This window comes from Halopseudomonas oceani, from assembly GCF_002903165.1.
GTDB classification, from domain to species: domain Bacteria; phylum Pseudomonadota; class Gammaproteobacteria; order Pseudomonadales; family Pseudomonadaceae; genus Halopseudomonas; species Halopseudomonas oceani.
Map to the genome: position 1 here is coordinate 430,767 of NZ_PPSK01000001.1, position 18,462 is coordinate 449,228.

Consider the following 18,462-nt stretch of genomic DNA (forward strand, 5'->3'; position numbering starts at 1 on the left):
CCCGTGGGCGGCCCGCAGGCGGGCCGCCAGCTGGTAAAAAGAATCAGGGCAGAACGGGTTCGGCGGGCAGGTAGTCGAGGCTGTAGACGCTGTGAATGTCCAGGTCCTCGGTGGTCAGACCGGCTTCGAGCATGAAGTCATACAGCTTGGCCCAGCGGGCGTCGGTCATTACGCCGATACCGCGGGTAGCTGCGTCACCACCGGTGACCAGACCGTACTCCTGCATCTTGGCGATGCCGTAGGCAATCTGCTCGTCGGTCATTTCCGGATTGGCTTCCTTGATCAGGGCGTTACCCGGTGCCGGATCCTTGAAGTAGCTGGCCCAGCCTTCCATGCTTGCCTGCACGAAGCGACGGACCAGATCGGGGTTTTGCTCGATCATCTGGTCGGTGGTTTCGATGGTGGTTGCGTAGGCCGGATAGCCGTAGTCAGCCAGCAGGAACACGGAGGGCTTCACGCCGGCCTGTTCCATCGCGAAGGGCTCGGAGGACAGATAGCCCTGCTGAACGATGCTGTCGTCAGCCAGGAACGGCGCCACGCTGAAGGTATACGGGCGGATCATGTCGTCGGTGTAGCCGTACTTGGATTTCAGCCAGGGCCAGAAGGTGGTGTTGGCAAATGCCGCGATGTAGACCGGCATGTTGCGCTCCTTGATCTGCTCAAGCGAGGTCACGTCCGAGTGGGCGATCAGCGCCTGCGGGTCACCCTGGAAGGCGGCAGCCACGGTTTTTACCGGCAGGCCTTCCATCACGGCTTTGACGTTGCCGATCGGGTAACCCATGGAGAAGTCGCGTTTGCCAGCCACCAGCAGCTGCATGCCATTGACCTGCGGGCCGCCCATCTCGATAGAGACATCAAGACCGTATTTTTCATACAGACCGGTGGCCTTGGCCTGATAGAAACCGCCGTGCTCGGCCTGGGCGTACCAGTTGGTGCCGAAGACAACGTGCTCCAGGTCGGCGGCCATCAACGGCGCAGACAGACTGCTGGCAAGCACGGCGCCGGCCATGCCGAGCAGTGCAGACGACTTCAGGTTCTTGCGGGAGTGGCGCATGTGGTGCTCCTTCGATTCAGTGATAGCTGACCAGTTATTCAATATTTGCTATCCAGCAAGCGCCGTGCCAGATGCCTGTAAGGCCCGGTTTTACATTTCCTGATCAGTTGGTCAGCAAAAATCGTGCACCGCATTGCGCCCTTTGCATGCACCGCTGCACCCCAAATGCACACGCACAGCGACATTTCGTCGCAAGCCCACTGCGAATGGGGCGAAATGGGCAACTGGTATAAAACCTGCTTTGGCTCAGGCAGGGAATTTCCGGGCCGAGAGAACCTCCTGGATCAGACTCCTGAGTCAAGATGACGCTCCTCTGTCATAACGCCGCCCTGGCGTACGGTTCTCATCCGTGAAAGAGGAATCACCATGTCTGCGTCAACCGCATATCTGGTATTGCAAGGCGGCCGGGTGCTCGACCCGGCTTCAGGGCTGGATGCCGTCGCTGATGTTGTGGTGCGGGATGGCACCATTGTCGAAGTAGGCGCCAATGCGGCGGCCAATCACCCCACTGCCAAGGTGCGCGACGTCAGCGGCCATCTGGTTACGCCGGGGCTGATCGACATCCACACCCACTGCTACCCGGGCCTGGGTGACTTCTGTCTGCCGACCGACCTGATGGGCGTCGACTCCGGTGTACCGGTGATTGTCGATGCCGGCACTGCCAGCACCACCATCATCGAGCTGGCGCGCAAGGCGATCATTGACCACCCGGATACCAAGACCAAGGTGTTCGCGCTGATGGATCCGTCGCAGATCTATCTGGCCAACAAGAGTTTCATCTGCCATTACCTGCGTATCGCAGGTGACGAGCGCAATATCGATATCGAAGCCGCCAAGGCGGTGGTGGATGCCAATCGCGACGTGATTGTCGGCTTCAAGGTGCGCCCCACTATCACCGACAATCCGGACCGCTCACCCTTCTTGGATGCCGCTCACGCCATCGCCCCGGACCTGCCGGTCATGATTCACCTCGGCTCCTTCCCGCACACCCCGGTGCTGGACACTAACAAGCTGCTTTATCAACTGCGCAAGGGCGACATCATCACCCACGCCTGCCGCGGCGGCGGCGGTCAACTCGATGCGCAAGGTGAGCCGACCAAGCCATTCATCGACGCCTACGAGCGCGGCGTGCTGCTGGACATCGGCCACTCCGCCGGTGACTTCCACTTCCGTACCGCACGGCGGATGATCGAGCGCGGCTACATGCCCAGTACCATTTCCACTGACCTCAACGTGTTCAACGTCGACGGTCCGGTATTCTCGTTGTCGACCACCATGTCGAAGATCTGGGCGCTGGGCGTGCCGCTGATTGAGATCATCCGCATGAACACCGTCAACGCCGCCGCTGCGATCAAGCGTGGTGAGGAATACGGTGAGCTGAAAGTGGGTCGCAGCGCCGAGGTCAGCGTGCTGCGCATCGAAGAAGGTACCGTGCAGTTGAGCGACGGCCATGAAACCATCGAAGCCAGCCGCCGCTTGCGCGCGGTGGGCTGCCTGCGCGCCGGCATCTGGCATGACGCTGTGCACGACCTCAAGAGCGCACCGGATGCGCTGCAGGAGGCCGTGTGACGGCCGTCGCCGCACTGGCGGCGGTGGATTCCACGCAGTTTTACGAGCAGTTGGTGGCTGATCTGGCGGCCCGCCGCGAGGCGTTGTCGGAAGCGGAACAGAGCTTTGGTGGCTATGCCCCGCTTGGCCGTGAGGAGCTGATCGAATGGCTGCAGTTCCAGTGCTGGTACGAGCGCGAAGCGGCTGGCTTCATTGGCTCCTGGCTGCGTGATACGCCCGAGAGCGAGGTATTTGTCGGCCTTTGCCGGCAGGTCGCTGACGAAGGCAAGCACTATAAGCTGCTGGCCTCGCATCTGCAGTCGCTCGGTGCTTCGATGGACGGCTGGAAGCCGGAACCGGAGTGGGTCGCCTGGGTCAGCGAGTTCTACGCAGCTGGTGACGACACACTGGAGCGTATTGCTGCGCACAACATCACTGGGGAACTGGGCGCGATTAATGCCTTTGAAGGTATTCTGCCGCGCATCCCGGAGGCCACTCAGGCGGTGCTCGCCAAAATCACCCCGGACGAGAAGTTTCACGTCTCCCTCGGGCGCATGGCGGTACAACGTTTCGCCACCACGGCTGACCGGCAGGAGCGTGTCACCAAGCGGGTGTGGGATGCCTTCGAACTGGAGCAGAAAGGCCGTTTGGCCTTCGAGCGCAGGTTGCGTGAAAAGGCCATCGCCCGCGACAGCATCGCCGCGCTGCCGAGCAGTGACAAGCCGCAGTGGATCTGTCAGGTGTGCGGCTGGATCTACGACGAAACCGTCGGCGATCCGGACTCCGGCATCGCCCCTGGCACCCGCTTCGAGGATATCCCGGACGACTGGATGTGCCCGGAATGTCTGGTAACCAAGGATGATTTTGTCTTGCTCAGCGTGTGAGCGAGCGGGAACTGAAAAAGGCGGCCTTCGGGTCGCCTTTTTTGTGCGCATGATTTGTCGAGCAACATTCGCCACCCGGGCACAGCATGCTGTGCCCCTACGCAAACAAATGGATCGGCATTACATCACATCGTAGATACCGTCATCCTGATCAGTGTGCAAGCGCTCTGATCGGGTCGAACGGCTGACCTGATTTCAGTACGCCGTAGATGATGTGCAGCAGCTTACGCATGGCCGCGCAGACGGCCAACCGACCAGTTTTACCGCGTTCAGCCAGCCTCACTTTCATCGCTTTGATGACCGGGTTGTAGGCCATCGCCGACAGCGCTGGCATGTATAGCGCTGCGCGCAACCGGCCTGACCCGGTGCGCGAGATGGTCGACTTGCCTCGGTATATCCCAGATTCCTGCAAACGCGGAGTCAGACCACAGAACGCTGCCAGCTGCCTTGCGCTGTCGAATCGCAGGGGGCTGCCCAGCTCTGCCAGCAGCGTGGCGGTGGTGCCATCACTGACACCATCAATGCTCTTCATTAGCCGCTTTTGCTCTCGTAGGTCCGGGTCATTGTCGATGTGGTCGTTGATAGCGGTGTTGATTAAGGCTATCTGGCCGTCCAGGTGCTCCAGATGAATGCGGATGGAGGCTTGGGCTGATTCTGCGCTGACGTCCAGACGGTTGCGCTCCATCTGCGCCAACTCCTTCAGGTCGGCAAGCCGACGCACCAGGCCGCGTAGCTGACGGATGCTCTCTGGCTCGGGCTCCCAAGGACGCAGTTCTTCCAGATGGCGCTATGCGTAGCGGGCGATCAATTTGGCGTCGGTCTTGTCGGTTTTAACCCGGCGCAGCTCGCTTTGCGCATATTTGGCGATGCGTGCAGGGTTGATGACACAGACCTGATAGCCCTGCTGATGCAGATGCGTCGCCAGCGCTTCGTGGTACACGCTCGTTGCCTCCATCAGCACCCAGCAATGTGGCTCAGCATGCTTCTCTAACCATTGGTCAAATTGCTTGAAGCCTTCGGGGGAGTTCGCCAGTTTGGCTTTGGTGCGGTATTTATCGCGCTCCAGCGGCTTGGCGATGTCGAAGGTGTGCTTGGCAATGTCGATTCCGATAACGCAGGTCACAGGAACCACAGTCAACATACAAGGGGCACGGCACGCCGTGCCCGAGGCCAAAATTGCACGGCCCCTCGTTTGATCGTTCCCACGCTCCGCGTGGGAACGCATGCCGGTACATCACAACGGCGACAACGCCCCATCCTCATGCTCGGCCAGCCATTCGGCGCGGCGTTCCAGCAGGGCGCGGCAGGCGCGTTCGGCGTCGCTCATGTAGCGCGGTAGGTCGCCGTTGAGCAGTTGCTGGTCCTGCATGACGATGCGCCCGGCGACCATGGTCATGCAGACGTCGCCACCGAGCGCTCCATGCACCAGATTGTGGTGCACGTTCATGAACGGGCCGTCGGTGAGGAACGGCGTCATGCGCGGGGTGTCGGCGCGTACGGCGATGATGTCGGCCTGCTTGCCGGGCTCCAGTGAGCCGATCTGGTCGTCCATGCCGATGGCGCGGGCGCCTTCGATGGTGGCGCTGCGCAGCACGTTCCAAGCGCCGTAGGCGGCGGCATCCATGCAGCGCAGTTTGGCCAGCAGCGAGGCGATCTTGATCTCCTCCAGCATGTCCAGATTGTTGTTTTCCTTCTCGCCATCAGTGCCGATACCGACCGCCACGCCAGCGGCAATCAACTGCTCGATGGGGGCCGAGCCGCTGGCCAGTTTCATGTTGCTCGACGGGTTGTGCGCCACGCCGATGTTCTTCTCCGCCAGCAGCGCGATTTCATCCTCGTCCAGCCACACGCAGTGGGCCAGCAGCACGCGCTCGGGTTCGAGCAGGCCGAGTTGTTCCAGCGCGCGAATCGGGCTGCAGCCAAAGCGCTTCATGGCTTCGCCGATTTCCGCTTCCGCTTCGTTGGAGTGGGTATGCAGACCGGTGTTGTAGCGCTCGCACATGGCGACCGCCCGGCGGCACGCCTCCGGTGTGGCGTAGTACATGTGTTCCAGCCCGACCCAGACGTTGATGCGGCCATCGGCCTTGCCATGCCATTGCTGGATCAGCGCCTCGTTGTCATCGAGCGTATCGAAGTAGTCGTAGCCTTCGGCCTCGCCGACGTAAGGCACCATCACTACGCGGTTGCCAAGGGCTTCGGCGGCGCGGGCGGAGCCGGCCATGTAGCGCCACATGTCGACCGAAGTGGTAGTACCGGACAGCAGGCTTTCGGCATAGCACAGCCAGGAGGCGATCTCGGCGTCCTCGGCGGTCAGTACGCGGTGCATCGGGTCGATGAACAGCCGCAGCCAATCCCACACCGGCAGGTCTTCAGCGGTACCACGTAAAAAGCCCGAGTGGCTGTGGGTATTGATCAGGCCGGGCAGCAGCACGGCCTGACCGTAATCGATCAGTTCGGCCTCGGGGGCCTGGGTGCGAATCTCGTCGAGCGGGCCGACGGCGGCGATGCGGTCGCCTTCCACCAGCACGGCGCCGTGCTGCAGCACCGGGTTGTCGGGGGTCATCGGCAGAACGATGGCGGCGGTCAGGATGCGCCGGGCTGCGGGCGCATTGGCCTCAAGTGTCATTACGGATGCCTCTGTAGAAGTAAAAAGCCGACGCGCGAAGGCGTCGGCGTGGGGCGTGCTTAGTTGGCAGCGCCGCGAGCGGCCTCGGGATACTCGGCCATCATCGCCTTGATCGCATCAGTGCCGATGAAGCGAGTGGTAAAAGCCTTGGTGTAGTCGGTGTCTGCGTCGAGCAGGTCGAGGGACTTGAGCTGTTCGCTGATGTCTTTCCAGCGAGCGTCGGTCATGGCACCAATGCCCAACTCCAGCGCATCACCGGAAACCAGCATGGCGCGTGAGGTGATCGCGTCGAACGAGTAGGCAAGTTGCTCGGGCGTTTGGTTGGCATCCAGCCGGTTGATCTCGATGTTGGTTGCCGCAGGATCAGTCAGGTAGCGGTACCAGCCCTCAACCGAGGCATTGACAAAGGATTCCACCAGCTCGGGGCGGTTCTCGACGGTATCGGTGGTGGTGACGATCAGGGTCGAGTAGGAGTTCCAGCCATAGTCGGACAGCAGGAACAGGTTGGGGTCGATACCCGCCTGCTTGACTACGAACGGCTCTGCGCTGATGTAGCACTGCTGGATCACGCCGGTATTGGCGATGAACGGCCCCATCTGGAAGGTATAGGGGCGTATCTGCTCATCGGTGTAGCCATATTGCGACTTCAGCCATGGCCAGAATGACTGATGCGCATCCTGCGACAACAGAATCGGCTGGCCCTTGAGATCCTCCAGACTGTCGTGGCCAACGCCCTTGTGGGTCATGATGGCCTGCGGGTCTTTCTGGTAAAAGGCGGCGACTGCGACGATTGGCAGCCCTTGAGAAATGGCTTCGAGAATCTGCCCGCTGGAGTGCAGCATGACAAAATCGGCTTTGCCAGCCAGCAGCAACTGCAGGTTGTTGACCTGCGGGCCGCCCGGCTCCTGTTCTACCTCAAGACCGTATTTTTCGTAGGTGCCGTCCACGGCTGCCTGATACCAGCCACCGTGCTCGGCTTCCGGAAACCAGTTGGTTCGATAGCTGACCTTTTCCAGCGCGGATGCTGCGAGCGGCATGGCCAGAAGAGCGGAACCCAGCAGCGCTGCTATGGCCTTTTGGCCTGCGCGCTGACGAAATGAGGAATGTGCTGCACGTGTTGCCTTGTTCATCAAGTACCCCTGTTCATTAGACTGCTTTGAATGTTGGGCGGGCGTTGACGAACCCAGACTTCAGGTTCGAGTGCTCAGTGGGCTGAGCTTGTGGTTTTTTGAAAGCTGACCAGGTAATCAGTTTTTTATGTAACGCGCAAATCAGAAAGCAACAGCCATGCCATGGCTGTATATGGTGGGCTAGAGGCATTTCCTGATCGAAAAGTCAGCAATTTGGGTGCACCTGCTGATGGCGCTGCACCGTAAATGAACGCCCGGGGAGGCAAGGTGGGAGTGGCGGAATCCGCAACGGGACTCCGCCAATGTGCTCAGCGCTGGGAGATGACCTGCTGAACGGGCGCCGAGCGGGGTTGTCTGGTCGACTGCCAACTCCCGCCCAGCGCACGGAACAGGTCCGTCAGCGCGAGTTGCTGTCGGGTTTGCACCTGCACATGCGCGAGCCTTGCCTGCAGTTCGCTTTGCTGAGTATCCAGCACCCGGAAGTAGTCGGTTGCGCCCGACATGTAACGGGTCTGAGCCAACTCGAGTGCCCGCTGGCTGGCAGTAGACCGGCGCTTGAGGGCCTCGCTCTCGCGGGCTAGCGTACCGGTTGCGGCCAGCGCGTCGGAAACCTCGCGAAACGCAACTTGGATGCGCTCTTCGTAGGCGGCAACGGCAGCATCGCGGCGGGCGACCGCCAGATCCAGAGCCGCACGATTGCGCCCGCCGTCGAACAGCGGCAGGGTCAGTTGCGGGCTAAATGCCCAACTGTTCTGGCCGCTATTGAACAGATTGCTCAGATCGCTGCTGGTGTTGCCAAGCGCGCCGGTCAGGCTGACGCGTGGGAAGAACGCTGCCCGCGCCGCGCCGATATTGGCCTGGCGCGCCAACAGTTGGTGCTCTGCTGCCCGGATGTCTGGCCTGGCTTCGAGCAAGCTGGAGGGAGCACCGGGCGCCAGAGATCCAAGCTGTAATGGCTCGGCGGTCAATGGCGGGAGCGAGCCCAACTGCTGGGCGCCGGTGAGAAGGCGCAGGGCATTCTCGGCCTGGGCCACGGCACGGCCCAGTTGCTCGATCTGCGCGACCACCGCCTGTTGCTCGGCAAGCGCCTGCTGGTAATCGAGCTCATCGGCGGCGCCGGTCGTGCGTAGCAGGCCGATCAGCTCTAGGCTGGCATTGCGGGCAGCCAATGTCTCTTCGGCAATAGCCAGCTGGCGCCGGGAGCCGGCCCGCTGCAGGCTGGCCGCTACGACGTCGGCGATCAGGCTGATACGCGCGCTTTGCGTCGCCTGCTCGGATGCCAGGTAGCTCTGTAGTGCGGCTTCCGACAGATTGCGCACGCGACCAAACAGATCCAGTTCAAAGGTGGCCAGCCCCAGCCCGACCTGGTATTGACTCTGTGTTTCGGCACCACCGCTGGTGCTGACGTCTGCGGGCATCCGCTGGCGTTGGCCGCTGGCATCAAGCCCGATGTTCGGCATTCGGTCGGCGTGCTGAATGCCGTACTGGGCTCGGGCCGCTTCCATGTCCAGCAGGGTCTGACGCAGGCTGCGGTTATTGCTCAGAGCCTGTTTGACCAGTGCACGCTGGCCAGGGTCAACGACAAACTGTTGCCAGTCAGTTTGTTGTTCGGTAACTGCCCGGTTGGCCCCGCCAAGTTGCCATTGGTCTGGAATCGGTGCTGTCGGGCGCTGGTATTCCGGTGCCAGCGAGCAGCCGCTGATGGCTAGCCCGAGGGTCAGTAAGGGAAGCAGTCTAGGCATGTTGAAGCTCCGTTTCGGCCAGCTCGCGGGCGCGGGTCGAGGCACTGGCTGCGCGGTGATCACGGGCCAGCAAGGTGTATAGGGTGGGCAGGACGAACAGGGTGAACAGCGTACCGACCAGCATGCCGGCCACCACCACGATACCGATGGCGAAGCGGCTGGAGGCCCCGGCGCCAGCGGCAAACAGCAGCGGGATCAGGCCTGCCACCATGGCGGCGGTGGTCATCAGCACCGGGCGCATGCGGATAATCGCTGCCTTGTGCATGGCGTCCAGCGGACTCAGGCCCTCGTGCTTCTGGATGTCGTTGGCGAACGACACCATCAGAATGCCGTGCTTGGAGATCAGTCCAATCAGCGTCACCAGTCCGATCTGCGTGTAGATGTTCATGGTTGCAAAGCCAAGCCAGAGCGGCAGCAGCGCGCCACAGATCGCCAGCGGTACGGTCATCAAGATCACCAGCGGGTCGCGGAAGCTTTCGTACTGAGCCGCCAGCACCAGGAAGATGACGACCAGCGCGAAGCCGAACGACACCACCAGCCGGTTGCCCTCCTTGACGAACTGGCGGCTGTCGGAGAGCCAGTCAATGCTGGCGCCGGGTGGCAGCGGCTGGTTCTTCAGGAAGTCGACCGCCGCCCCCATGGTCACACCGGGCATCAGCACGGCAGACAGAGTGGCCGAGTTCATCTGGTTGAACTGCGGCAACCGGTTGGCTTCGGGTTGGGTGTGCACGTCGACCACAGTGGCCAGCGGCACCAACTCGCCGGAGCTGGCACGCACGTAGTAGCCGGTCAGGTCATCGGGTGCCTGCCGCTGGGCGCGAGGCACCTGGGTGATGACGTCGTAGGAACGGTCAAACCAATTGAAGCGGTTGACGTAGTTTTCGCCCACCAGCGTGGCCAGAGTATCGGCAATGTCCTGCATGCTGATGCCCATTTCACCGGCCTTTTCGTGGTTGATCGTCAGCCGGGCCTGCGGGCTGTCAAACGCCAGATCGCTTTCGACGTAGGCAAACAGACCGCTGCCCCAGGCGGCGCCCTTGATCTGTTCCATCGCCTGATACAGTGCGCTGAAATCGTTCGGTGCGCGCAATACCATTTGCACCGGCAGCCCGTCGCTGCCGGCTGGCAGCGGAGCAGCCTGGAAAGCCGTTACCGAGGCCGAGGTGATCCGCGAGCTGACCGCGTTGAGTGCGCCTTCGACCTGCGCAGCTGTCATCTGACGTTGATCCCAGGGCGTGAGTACCACGCCACCAAAGCCGTTGTTCTGGCCATTGGTGCCGTTGACGAAAAAGCTGGCCTCATAATCCGGCAACGCGCGGAACTGCTGCTCTACCGCGCGCGCCGCCCGTTCGGTGTAGTCGACGCTGGCATACTGCGGTGCCCGCGTGGCGACAAACACGTAGCCCTGATCTTCACTGGGCGCCAGTTCACGCTTGACCCCGAGGAATAGCACGACGATGATCTTCACTGGGCGCCAGTTCACGCTTGACCCCGAGGAATAGCACGACGATACCCGCCAGCACGGCAACACATACCAGCACCACCGCGCTGCGGGCGTGCAGAGCATGGCCGAGCACGCGGCCGTAGGCGGCTGACAGCCGTTGCATGCTGTGCTCGATGCGTTGGGCCAGCTTACCTTCGGAGACCTTGGAGGACAGCAGATAGCTGCTCATCATCGGTGACAGCGTCAGCGCGACCACCCCGGAGACGATGACCGAGCAAGCCAGGGTGAAGGCAAACTCCTTGAACAGCGCGCCAGTCAGGCCACCCATCAAGCCAATCGGTGCGTACACCGCAGCCAGTGTGATGGTCATGCCGATAACCGGCCAGACGATCTCTCGCGCACCCAGCAGTGCGGCCTGCACCGGACTGCTGCCTTCTTCGATATGCCGGTGGATGTTCTCCACGACGACGATGGCGTCGTCCACCACCAGACCGATAGCCAGCACCATGGCCAGCAGCGTCAGCAGGTTGAGCGAGAAGCCAAACGCCAGCATCAGTGCTGCAGCGCCCACCAGCGACAGCGGGATGGTGACGATCGGAATCAGTACCGTGCGGAACGAGCCCAGGAACAGGAAGATTACCGCCACTACGATGATGACGGCTTCCAGCAGCGTCTTGAGCACCTCGTCGATCGAGGCGTTGACGAAGCGGGCAGTGTCGAACACGTTGGCGACCTTGATGCCGGGCGGCGCTGCTGCCTGCAGCTCAGGCAGCAGCGCGTTGACCCCGGCAACGATCTCCAGCGGGTTGCCGTCGGGTGTTGGCGAGATGGCCAGCGATACGGCTGATTCGCCGTTGCCAAGGAAGCTGCTGTCGTAGTTCTGACCTCCCAGCTCGACGGTGGCGACATCGCTCAGGTGTACCACGCCACCTGCTCCCTGCTTGATCACCATGCTGCGAAAGTCATCCAGCGTGCGCAGATCAGTCGCGACGGTGATTGGCACCAGAATGTTGTCGCCGCGCAACGCACCGGGCGCGGCCTGCACGTTGTTGCTGCGCAGCGCGTTGACCAGATCGCTGGCGGTCAGATCACGTGCAGCCAGCTTGATCGGGTCAATCCACAGCCGCATGGCGTAGGTCTGGCCTCCGCTGATGTCCGCAGACGCCACCCCCGGCACCGAGGTGATCAGCGGCTGGGCGACCCGCGCCATGAAGTCGGTGATCTGTGCGATGCTGTGTTGATCGCTGCGGAAGGTCAGGTACTGCACCGCGGACACGCCGTCGGTGAGCTTCTGAATCTCCGGGTCATAGACCTCTGGCGGCAGCTGATAGCGGGCCTGCTGCACCTTGGCCAGAATTTCAGTCATGGCGCGGTCGGCATTCGCGTTCAGCACCAGCTTGGCCTTGATCTCGCTGCGGCCGAGCGTGGACGTTGATGTCAGGTATTCGATACCGTTGGCGCCGGCGATGGCCTGCGCGATCGGCGTGGTGACAAAACCCTGCATGGTCTGTTGTGACGCACCGGGGTATTGGGTGGTGATCACAATGGTCGCGCTTTCCATCTGCGGATATTGGCGGATCGGCAGTGAAAACAGCGCCGCCAGGCCGGTGAGCAGAATCATCACGCTGAGCGCAATCGACAGGATTGGCCGGTGAATGAACAGGTCGGTGAACTTCATTGCTCACCCCCGGGCGCGGACGCTTGCGGGCTCACGACATGCACAGTGCTGCCGGGTTGGATGCGCAGTTGACCTTCGGTCACGACCAGATCACCGGTGTTCAGCCCGGTGGCGATTACGGCCTGTTCGCCGATGTAGCGGCTGACCGTGACCGGAACCTGCTCGGCGCTGCCCATGCCTTCGGCGTTCATCTCGCGTACCACCACCGCGAGGTTGCCCGACGCACTGGTAATCAGTGCGGTTGCGGGTACCAGCAGCGCCTCGGGTTCAGCCGGTAGCATTACCTCCACACTCGCGTACATACCTGGCAGCCATTGCGCGCCAGGGCTTTGCAGTGTCGCTTGGACGCTAGCATTGCGGGTATCTTCAGCGACCTGCGGCTCGATGGCAGTGATGGTTGCCGTTGCTGGTTCGACGCCAGACAGGCCCGTGTCGATGCGCACGGTCTGGCCCAGGCGCACGCGGGCCAGCTCCTGCTGGGGCACGTCAAAGTTGATCTGCAGTTCACTGAGGTCAGTCAGGCTGACTGCGCGATCACCCGGATTCAGGTACTGCCCCAGGTCGATGTGGCGAATGCCCAGTCGACCGGCGAACGGCGCGCGAATGTGCTTCTGGCTGATCTGTGCCTGCAGCAGTTCAACCCGGCTGCGGCTGTCGTCGTACTCGGCCTGCCGCTGCTGCTGCAGCTCGCGGGACATGGCGCCGCTGGCAGACAGTGTCCGAGCGCGTTCAAGCTGCTCCTTGGCGAAGGTCAGGCGCGAGCGGGCGGCGATCAGCTCGGCCTGCTCGACTGAATCATCCAGACTGGCCAGCAGACTGCCGCGCTCAACCTGCTGGCCCGGCTCGAAGGCGATCTGTGCGACGCGGCCCGAGGCCTCGACGGACAACACCACTTGACGGGCCGCACGCAACTCGCCCAGGGCGCGCAGACTGACGGGCGCGTCCTGCCGGATGACGCGGCGCGCGATCACGTCAATCGGGCCGCCCCCGTGCCAGCCCCCGCCGTCGTTGCGGGCGGCACGCCAGAACCAGAGTCCGGCGACGATCAGAACGATAACAACAAGAACGGTAGCAATGGCCTTCCAGCCGGTGCCACGCCCGGATGGCAGTGAATCAGTCATGCGGTAATTACTCCAAAGCAGACGGTTGTCGAGTTCCCCTGCGCGGCCAGTTGGCTCGCAAGCCGCACCCTGAACTCGCCGGCTTCTTTGGTCGGCGTGGGTGGTTCAAGGTGCTGTTGGAAGCGCATTGGCGGGGGGCAAACGCCACCCCGCCTGCCAAGGCAGAAACGGGTGTATTCGGCAAAGGCAGCTTCCTTGCTGCAAGGCTGTTCTCAGGAAGCGGCGGCAGTTATAAATCCTCAAGCTAACTTAAGGTCAAGCGCCGAATACACTGCGAGAATCATCGCGATGGAGGGTAGGAGGTACGTCAGGGACGTTCGAGAATATGCGCGCCCGGGCCCTTTTCGCCCATCACGTCATTCGGGTTGCGCAGAGGGCAATCTTCCAGCGAAAGGCAGCCGCAGCCGATGCAGCCGGACAGTTCGTCGCGCAGCCGTTGCAACTGAGAAATGCGCTCATCCAGATGGGCTCGCCAGCGCTGGCCTGCTTCCTTCCATTGACGAGATGAGGGTTTTACCGTGGGGTCGAACGGGCCCAGGGTGGCGCGTACGTCTTCCAGCGGAACGCCGACGCGCTGCGCCACCTTGAGGATCGCGAGATAGCGCAGCACGCGGGACGAATACCGGCGCTGGTTGCCGGCGGAGCGGGTGCTGGTGATCAGTCCAATGGACTCGTAGAAATGCAGGGTGGATGCTGGCAAGCCGCTGCGACGGCTCACCTCGCCGATGCTCAGAATGCGCTGGGTCACTGCCGCCTTGGTCATGACAACACCTCAAGTGAACTTGAGAGTCTTATAGGGGAGCGAGCCTGTTGTTGGCAACCCCAACCTCTCTAGTAAATGCTGACCTTTTGCACAGCTTTGTGGCGAGCTACCCGTTGCGGCGCGGTTTTCGCACCGCATTGGGTCGTTGCTATCGGCTCAGTGCGACTGGCCCGCCGCCAGATCGACCGACGCCGGTTCCGGGGTGATCTGCCCGGCCAGACGCGCAACCCGTGCACCGAGTGCGCGGGCAATCGCCTGCTCACCCTCATCCACGCCCAGCGTGCCGTTGAAACCGGTGACCGCCGAGGCGCCGTAGGGCGCGCCGCCGCTGCGGGTGTGCACCAGCTCCGGCACGCTGTGCGGCACGCCAGCGAGGATCATGCCGTGCTGCAGGAACGGCAGCAGCAGCGAGATCAGCGTCATCTCATTGCCGGAGTGCATGCCGCCGGTGGAGGTGAAGGCAGCGCCCACCTTGCCGATCAGCGCGCCCTGGCGCCACAGCGGTGCGACCTCGTCGATAAAGGCACGCAGCGGCGTACTCATCAGCCCGTAGCGGGTCGGCGAGCCCCAGATGATGCCGGTCGCCCACTCCAGATCGGCCATGCTGGCCTGCGGCAGATCACGGTATTCGGCCTGGGCGGCAATAAAATCGGCGCGTTCGGTATCGACGCTGAACTCCGGTTCGGACAATGCCACCCGGCGCAAACGGACCTCAGCCTGCTCATGGGCAGCGCCTGCAGCGATGGCCTTGGCCAGTGTCAGTGTGGTGCCGTAGCGGGAATCAACAACGATGGTGATGCGCGATGGGGTCATGAATGGATGCTCCTGAGTGAGTTTGAACAAATCGCTACATGGGCTGGCATGCAATATGAATACCTGACCAGATGGACAACCTTGTATTTCATCTTCCGGAGCATGACATGACAGAACAGTACGGGGCGCAGGCAGCCAACCTGCCGGTGATCGACATCAGCCCGATGCGCGGCAGTTCGGCACAGGGCAAGGCAGCGATGGCTGCGACGCTGCGCGATGCCTGCGAGCAGAGCGGGTTTTTCTACGTTAGCGGTCACGGTATCGAACCTGCGTTGATCGAGCAGGTCTTCGCTGCGTCGAAACAGTTCTTTGGCCTGCCGATGACCGACAAGCTGGCGGTCGACAAGGCGCAGTCCAAGGCAAACCGCGGATACGAGCCGCTGCGCGGCCAGACGCTGGAGGTCGGAGCGCCGCCGGATTTGAAGGAAGGCTTCTATATCGGTGAGGAGGTGCCCGCCGATGATCCGCGCGCGCTGACCCGCTTCAATATGGGGCCTAACCAATGGCCACAGGGTGTTACCGATTTCCGCCCGGCGATGGAGCAGTATTACGCCGCAATGACTGAGCTCAGCGCCAAGATCATGGCCGCGCTGGCGTTGTCGTTGAACTTGCCGGAAGACTTCTTCGCCGACTTCTGCGAGCAGCCGCTGTGCACCCTGCGTTTGCTGCACTATCCGCCTCAGCCCGGCAATCCCGAGCCCGGCGAAAAGGGCTGCGGCGCACACACCGACTTTGGCGGCATCACCGTACTGCTGCTCGACGACAAACCCGGCCTGCAGGTCTGGGACGCCAAGGGCGAGCGCTGGATCGACGCCAACCCGATTCCTGGCACCTTCGTGGTCAACCTCGGCGACATGATTGCCCGCTGGACCAATGATCGCTACCGCTCGACGTTGCATCGGGTGGTCAACACCTCCGGTGCCGAGCGCTACTCGGTGCCGTTCTTCTACAGCGGTAACCCCGATCACGAAGTGCGCTGTCTGCCGGTCTGTCTGCAGCCGGGCGATGCGCCGCGTTATCCGGTGACCACGGTCGAGGCGCATCTGCAGGAGATGTACCGGAGGACCTATGCCTGAGCCAGTGAACAAGCCGACCTTTGTATTGATCCACGGCGCCTGGGCCGGCAGCTGGGTATGGGATGCCCTCAAACCGGAACTCGAAGCCGCCGGCCATCGCGTGCTGGCGCTCGACATGCCGGGCAACCCGCAGCATCCGGCCACAGCCGAAGACATCAGCATGGCCGGCTGCATGGCGCATATCGCCGCCGCCTGCGCCGAGATCGAAGGTCCGCTGCTGCTGGTCGGCCATTCCGGCGGCGGCGTGATCGCCACCCAGGCAGCAGAAATGCTCGCTGAACGGGTCGTTGGCGTAGCCTACCTGGCCGGCATGATGCTCCCCTCCGGGCTCGGCTTTGCTGAGCTGACCACCGAGCTTATGCAGCGCCATCCCGAAGCCGCCGGCATCTGGCCGCATCTACACTGGGCGGAGGATCGCCAATCCTCGACAGTACCGCCGGAGGCGGTGTGCGAAATCTTCCTGCAGGATCTGCCGCGCGAACAGACGATGGCAGCGGCGCAGCGCTTCTGCAGCCAGCCCGAAGGCACCCGAGCGCTGGTCGCCGAATGGACTGCCGAGCGTTTTGGCCGCCTGCCGCGGCTGTATGTGGAAGCCACCGAGGATCGTTCGGTGGTGCTGGCCGCGCAGCGCAAGATGCAGGCGCTGGTGCCGGGCGCGCAGGTGGTCAGCCTGGCCTGCGGGCACGTACCTCAGGTAGTGCAGACCGCGGCGGTGGCCGAGGCGCTGCTGGCGTTTGCCAAGTGAATCAACAGTAGGGCGGCCAACGTCGCCGCCCTGTCCAGGAGCATTGCATGTCTTCAACCCTGCTTTTGAAAAACGCGCTGGTCATCGCCACCATGGATGACGAGCAACGTGAAATCGCCAACGGTTCGGTCTTCATTCGCGGCAACCGCGTTGAAGCGGTCGGCCCCGCCAGCGAGCTGCCATCCACCGCCGATAAGGTCATCGACATGACCGGCCATGTGCTGATCCCCGGCCTGATCAACACCCACCATCACATGTTCCAGTCACTGACTCGCGCCCTGCCCGCCGCCCAGGACGCCGAGCTGTTCGACTGGCTGACCGCGCTGTTCCCGGTCTGGCAGAACATCACCCCGGCCATGCAGCGCGCCGCCACCCGCACCGCGTTGGCCGAGCTGATGCTGTCGGGCTGCACCACCGCGGCCGATCACGCCTACCTCTACGTCAACGGCACCCGGCTGGATGACAGCGTGCAGGCCGCGCAGGAAATGGGCATGCGTTTTCACGCCGTGCGCGGTGCCATGAGTCTGGGTCAGAGCAAGGGCGGGCTGCCGCCGGATGCGCTGGTCGAACAGGATGAAGACGCCATCCTCAAGGAAATGCAGCGGGTGGTCGAAGAGCTGCACGACGCCACGCCCGACGCCATGATCAAGGTCGCCCTCGGCCCCTGCTCACCCTTTACCGTGACCACCGACCTGATGCGCGAAGGTGCGGCACTGGCGCGCTCCTGCGGCGTTGGCCTGCACACCCACACCGCCGAGAACGCCAAGGACCTCGCCTTCAGCAAGGAGCGCTACGGCATGACCCCGACCGAATACACCGAATCCGTTGGCTGGGTTGGCCACGATGTCTGGCACGCCCACTGCGTGCATCTGGACGACCCGGGTATCGCCCTGTTCGCCCGCACCGGCACCGGCGTCGCCCACTGCCCCTGCTCCAACATGCGCCTGGCCTCCGGCATCGCACCGATCCGCAAGATGCGCGACGCTGGCGTCAAGGTCGGGCTGGGCGTCGATGGCAGTGCCTCCAACGACACCAACAACCTGCTCGACGAAGCCCGCCAGGCCATGCTCTCGGCCCGCGTACGGGATGAAAACCCGACCGCCATGAGCGCCCGCGAAGCCCTCTACATCGCCACCCGCGGCGGCGCCGACGTGCTCGGCCGCAGCGATGTGCTGGGCCGTGTCCAGCCCGGCTACTGCGCCGACATCATCGCCTTCCGCACCGACGACATCGCCCTCGCCGGCGCCCTCATCGACCCCATCGCCGCCCTCGTCTTCTGCACCCCGCAACGCGTCGCCCACAGCATCATCAACGGTCGACAGGTTATTGAGGACGGCGTGCTGCTGACGCGGGAACTGCCGCTGATTATTGAAGAGCACAATGCGTTGGCGCGGGAGTTGGTGTTGGGGAAATAGGGCTGCGCGGTTGTTGCCGAGCGCATGACGACACCCCCACTCGTCATCCTCGCGCAGGCAAGGATCCAAGCGGGCTGGCCGTATCACTGGATTCCGCCTGCGCGGGAAAGACGTTTATCGGGATTGTTGATCAGGCCGCTCTGCGACCGTATTGTGGCGCGCCACTCACCAATCAAACTCCGTCTCTGGAGCAAAGGTTCTATCGTCACTTTCACGATAGAAATATGGAAACCACACAACACTGCTATCGCTGTCGGTGCCTGTAATCGCGATGATGGCACCAGTCTCGCCGGGTTTATGCCAAGGGCCACAACTTGAGATCGGGTACTTCAGAGTGAGAACGTCACCCTCTTCGATTACGCCCTCTGCTGCTTCAATCACCTGATGGACTCTGGCTGTTGCCCAGCCTATGCGGTAATCCTC

15 protein-coding genes and 1 pseudogene are annotated in these 18,462 nt (G+C 62.6%); 5 read left to right on the forward strand and 11 right to left on the reverse strand.

Annotation, left to right across the window (positions count from 1 at the left end; translation table 11 throughout):
• Positions 1-43: 43 nt before the first annotated feature.
• A complete protein-coding gene (locus tag C1949_RS02070) occupies positions 44-1,054 on the reverse strand; it encodes an ABC transporter substrate-binding protein (RefSeq protein WP_104736797.1) in 1,011 nt (336 codons plus the stop codon).
• Positions 1,055-1,420: 366 nt separating this feature from the next.
• On the opposite strand from C1949_RS02070, the gene C1949_RS02075 reads away from it, so the two are divergent.
• Both C1949_RS02075 and C1949_RS19785 read left to right on the forward strand, forming a co-directional pair.
• Complete coding sequence (locus C1949_RS02075; RefSeq protein WP_104736798.1) at positions 1,421-2,623, forward strand: amidohydrolase/deacetylase family metallohydrolase; 1,203 nt, start codon at positions 1,421-1,423, stop codon at positions 2,621-2,623.
• The gene (locus C1949_RS19785) at positions 2,620-3,486 is read left to right on the forward strand and encodes a rubredoxin (protein ID WP_321349495.1); all 867 of its coding nucleotides are present in this window, start codon (positions 2,620-2,622) and stop codon (positions 3,484-3,486) included. Before C1949_RS02075 ends, C1949_RS19785 begins: the two co-directional genes overlap by 4 nt.
• A 151-nt stretch (positions 3,487-3,637) precedes the next feature.
• On the opposite strand, the gene C1949_RS19590 is transcribed toward C1949_RS19785, so the two are convergent.
• The 9 genes and pseudogenes from C1949_RS19590 to wrbA all read right to left on the reverse strand — a co-directional run bounded on the left by C1949_RS19590 (position 3,638) and on the right by wrbA (position 14,803).
• Entirely contained in the window at positions 3,638-4,171 is a 534-nt protein-coding gene (locus C1949_RS19590; RefSeq protein ID WP_229744307.1) for a transposase, read from the reverse strand.
• Between the two features lie 102 nt (positions 4,172-4,273).
• Positions 4,274-4,711: an IS110 family transposase gene (locus C1949_RS19595; protein ID WP_244908235.1), complete on the reverse strand. Its 438-nt coding sequence runs from the start codon at positions 4,709-4,711 to the stop codon at positions 4,274-4,276.
• A gap of 9 nt (positions 4,712-4,720) precedes the next feature.
• A complete protein-coding gene (locus C1949_RS02090; RefSeq protein ID WP_104736799.1) occupies positions 4,721-6,112 on the reverse strand; it encodes an amidohydrolase family protein in 1,392 nt (463 codons plus the stop codon).
• Positions 6,113-6,171: 59 nt separating this feature from the next.
• Positions 6,172-7,242 (reverse strand): ABC transporter substrate-binding protein, encoded by a 1,071-nt coding sequence (locus C1949_RS02095; protein ID WP_104736800.1) that lies wholly within the window; start codon positions 7,240-7,242, stop codon positions 6,172-6,174.
• A gap of 308 nt (positions 7,243-7,550) precedes the next feature.
• Complete coding sequence (locus C1949_RS02100) at positions 7,551-8,984, reverse strand: efflux transporter outer membrane subunit (protein ID WP_104736801.1); 1,434 nt, start codon at positions 8,982-8,984, stop codon at positions 7,551-7,553.
• Positions 8,977-12,106, reverse strand: a pseudogene (locus tag C1949_RS02105) (efflux RND transporter permease subunit). Before C1949_RS02105 ends, C1949_RS02100 begins: the two are co-directional and overlap by 8 nt.
• Entirely contained in the window at positions 12,103-13,227 is a 1,125-nt protein-coding gene (locus tag C1949_RS02110) for an efflux RND transporter periplasmic adaptor subunit (RefSeq protein ID WP_104736802.1), read from the reverse strand. The pseudogene C1949_RS02105 and the gene C1949_RS02110 overlap by 4 nt, the downstream one beginning before the upstream one ends.
• A 307-nt stretch (positions 13,228-13,534) precedes the next feature.
• A complete protein-coding gene (gene soxR / locus C1949_RS02115; RefSeq protein ID WP_104736803.1) occupies positions 13,535-13,990 on the reverse strand; it encodes a redox-sensitive transcriptional activator SoxR in 456 nt (151 codons plus the stop codon).
• A 156-nt stretch (positions 13,991-14,146) separates the two neighbouring features.
• Complete coding sequence (wrbA, locus tag C1949_RS02120) at positions 14,147-14,803, reverse strand: NAD(P)H:quinone oxidoreductase (protein ID WP_104736804.1); 657 nt, start codon at positions 14,801-14,803, stop codon at positions 14,147-14,149.
• A 107-nt stretch (positions 14,804-14,910) separates the two neighbouring features.
• On the opposite strand from wrbA, the gene C1949_RS02125 reads away from it, so the two are divergent.
• Genes C1949_RS02125 through C1949_RS02135 form a run of 3 tightly spaced genes read left to right on the forward strand, consistent with a single transcriptional unit; the run spans position 14,911 to position 18,039 of the window.
• Entirely contained in the window at positions 14,911-15,879 is a 969-nt protein-coding gene (locus C1949_RS02125) for an isopenicillin N synthase family dioxygenase (RefSeq protein WP_104736805.1), read from the forward strand.
• A complete protein-coding gene (locus C1949_RS02130) occupies positions 15,872-16,624 on the forward strand; it encodes an alpha/beta fold hydrolase (protein WP_104736806.1) in 753 nt (250 codons plus the stop codon). The genes C1949_RS02125 and C1949_RS02130 overlap by 8 nt, the downstream gene beginning before the upstream one ends.
• Before the next feature lie 47 nt (positions 16,625-16,671).
• Positions 16,672-18,039 (forward strand): 8-oxoguanine deaminase, encoded by a 1,368-nt coding sequence (locus tag C1949_RS02135; protein ID WP_104736807.1) that lies wholly within the window; start codon positions 16,672-16,674, stop codon positions 18,037-18,039.
• A 165-nt stretch (positions 18,040-18,204) separates the two neighbouring features.
• Here the strand turns inward: C1949_RS02135 and C1949_RS19245 are convergent.
• The coding region (locus C1949_RS19245) for a hypothetical protein (RefSeq protein WP_211287040.1) at positions 18,205-18,462 on the reverse strand (258 nt) is incomplete at its 5' end.

Bases quoted from the DNA above. Each gene is read 5' to 3' on its own strand.
- C1949_RS02070 (WP_104736797.1), bottom strand. From the start codon at position 1,054: ATGCGCCACTCCCGCAAGAACCTGAAGTCGTCTGCACTGCTCGGCATG.
- C1949_RS02075 (WP_104736798.1), top strand. From the start codon at position 1,421: ATGTCTGCGTCAACCGCATATCTGGTATTGCAAGGCGGCCGGGTGCTC.
- C1949_RS19590 (WP_229744307.1), bottom strand. From the start codon at position 4,171: ATGGAGCGCAACCGTCTGGACGTCAGCGCAGAATCAGCCCAAGCCTCC.
- C1949_RS19595 (WP_244908235.1), bottom strand. From the start codon at position 4,711: ATGCGTTCCCACGCGGAGCGTGGGAACGATCAAACGAGGGGCCGTGCA.
- C1949_RS02090 (WP_104736799.1), bottom strand. From the start codon at position 6,112: ATGACACTTGAGGCCAATGCGCCCGCAGCCCGGCGCATCCTGACCGCC.
- C1949_RS02095 (WP_104736800.1), bottom strand. From the start codon at position 7,242: ATGAACAAGGCAACACGTGCAGCACATTCCTCATTTCGTCAGCGCGCA.
- C1949_RS02100 (WP_104736801.1), bottom strand. From the start codon at position 8,984: ATGCCTAGACTGCTTCCCTTACTGACCCTCGGGCTAGCCATCAGCGGC.
- C1949_RS02110 (WP_104736802.1), bottom strand. From the start codon at position 13,227: ATGACTGATTCACTGCCATCCGGGCGTGGCACCGGCTGGAAGGCCATT.
- soxR (WP_104736803.1), bottom strand. From the start codon at position 13,990: ATGACCAAGGCGGCAGTGACCCAGCGCATTCTGAGCATCGGCGAGGTG.
- wrbA (WP_104736804.1), bottom strand. From the start codon at position 14,803: ATGACCCCATCGCGCATCACCATCGTTGTTGATTCCCGCTACGGCACC.
- C1949_RS02125 (WP_104736805.1), top strand. From the start codon at position 14,911: ATGACAGAACAGTACGGGGCGCAGGCAGCCAACCTGCCGGTGATCGAC.
- C1949_RS02130 (WP_104736806.1), top strand. From the start codon at position 15,872: ATGCCTGAGCCAGTGAACAAGCCGACCTTTGTATTGATCCACGGCGCC.
- C1949_RS02135 (WP_104736807.1), top strand. From the start codon at position 16,672: ATGTCTTCAACCCTGCTTTTGAAAAACGCGCTGGTCATCGCCACCATG.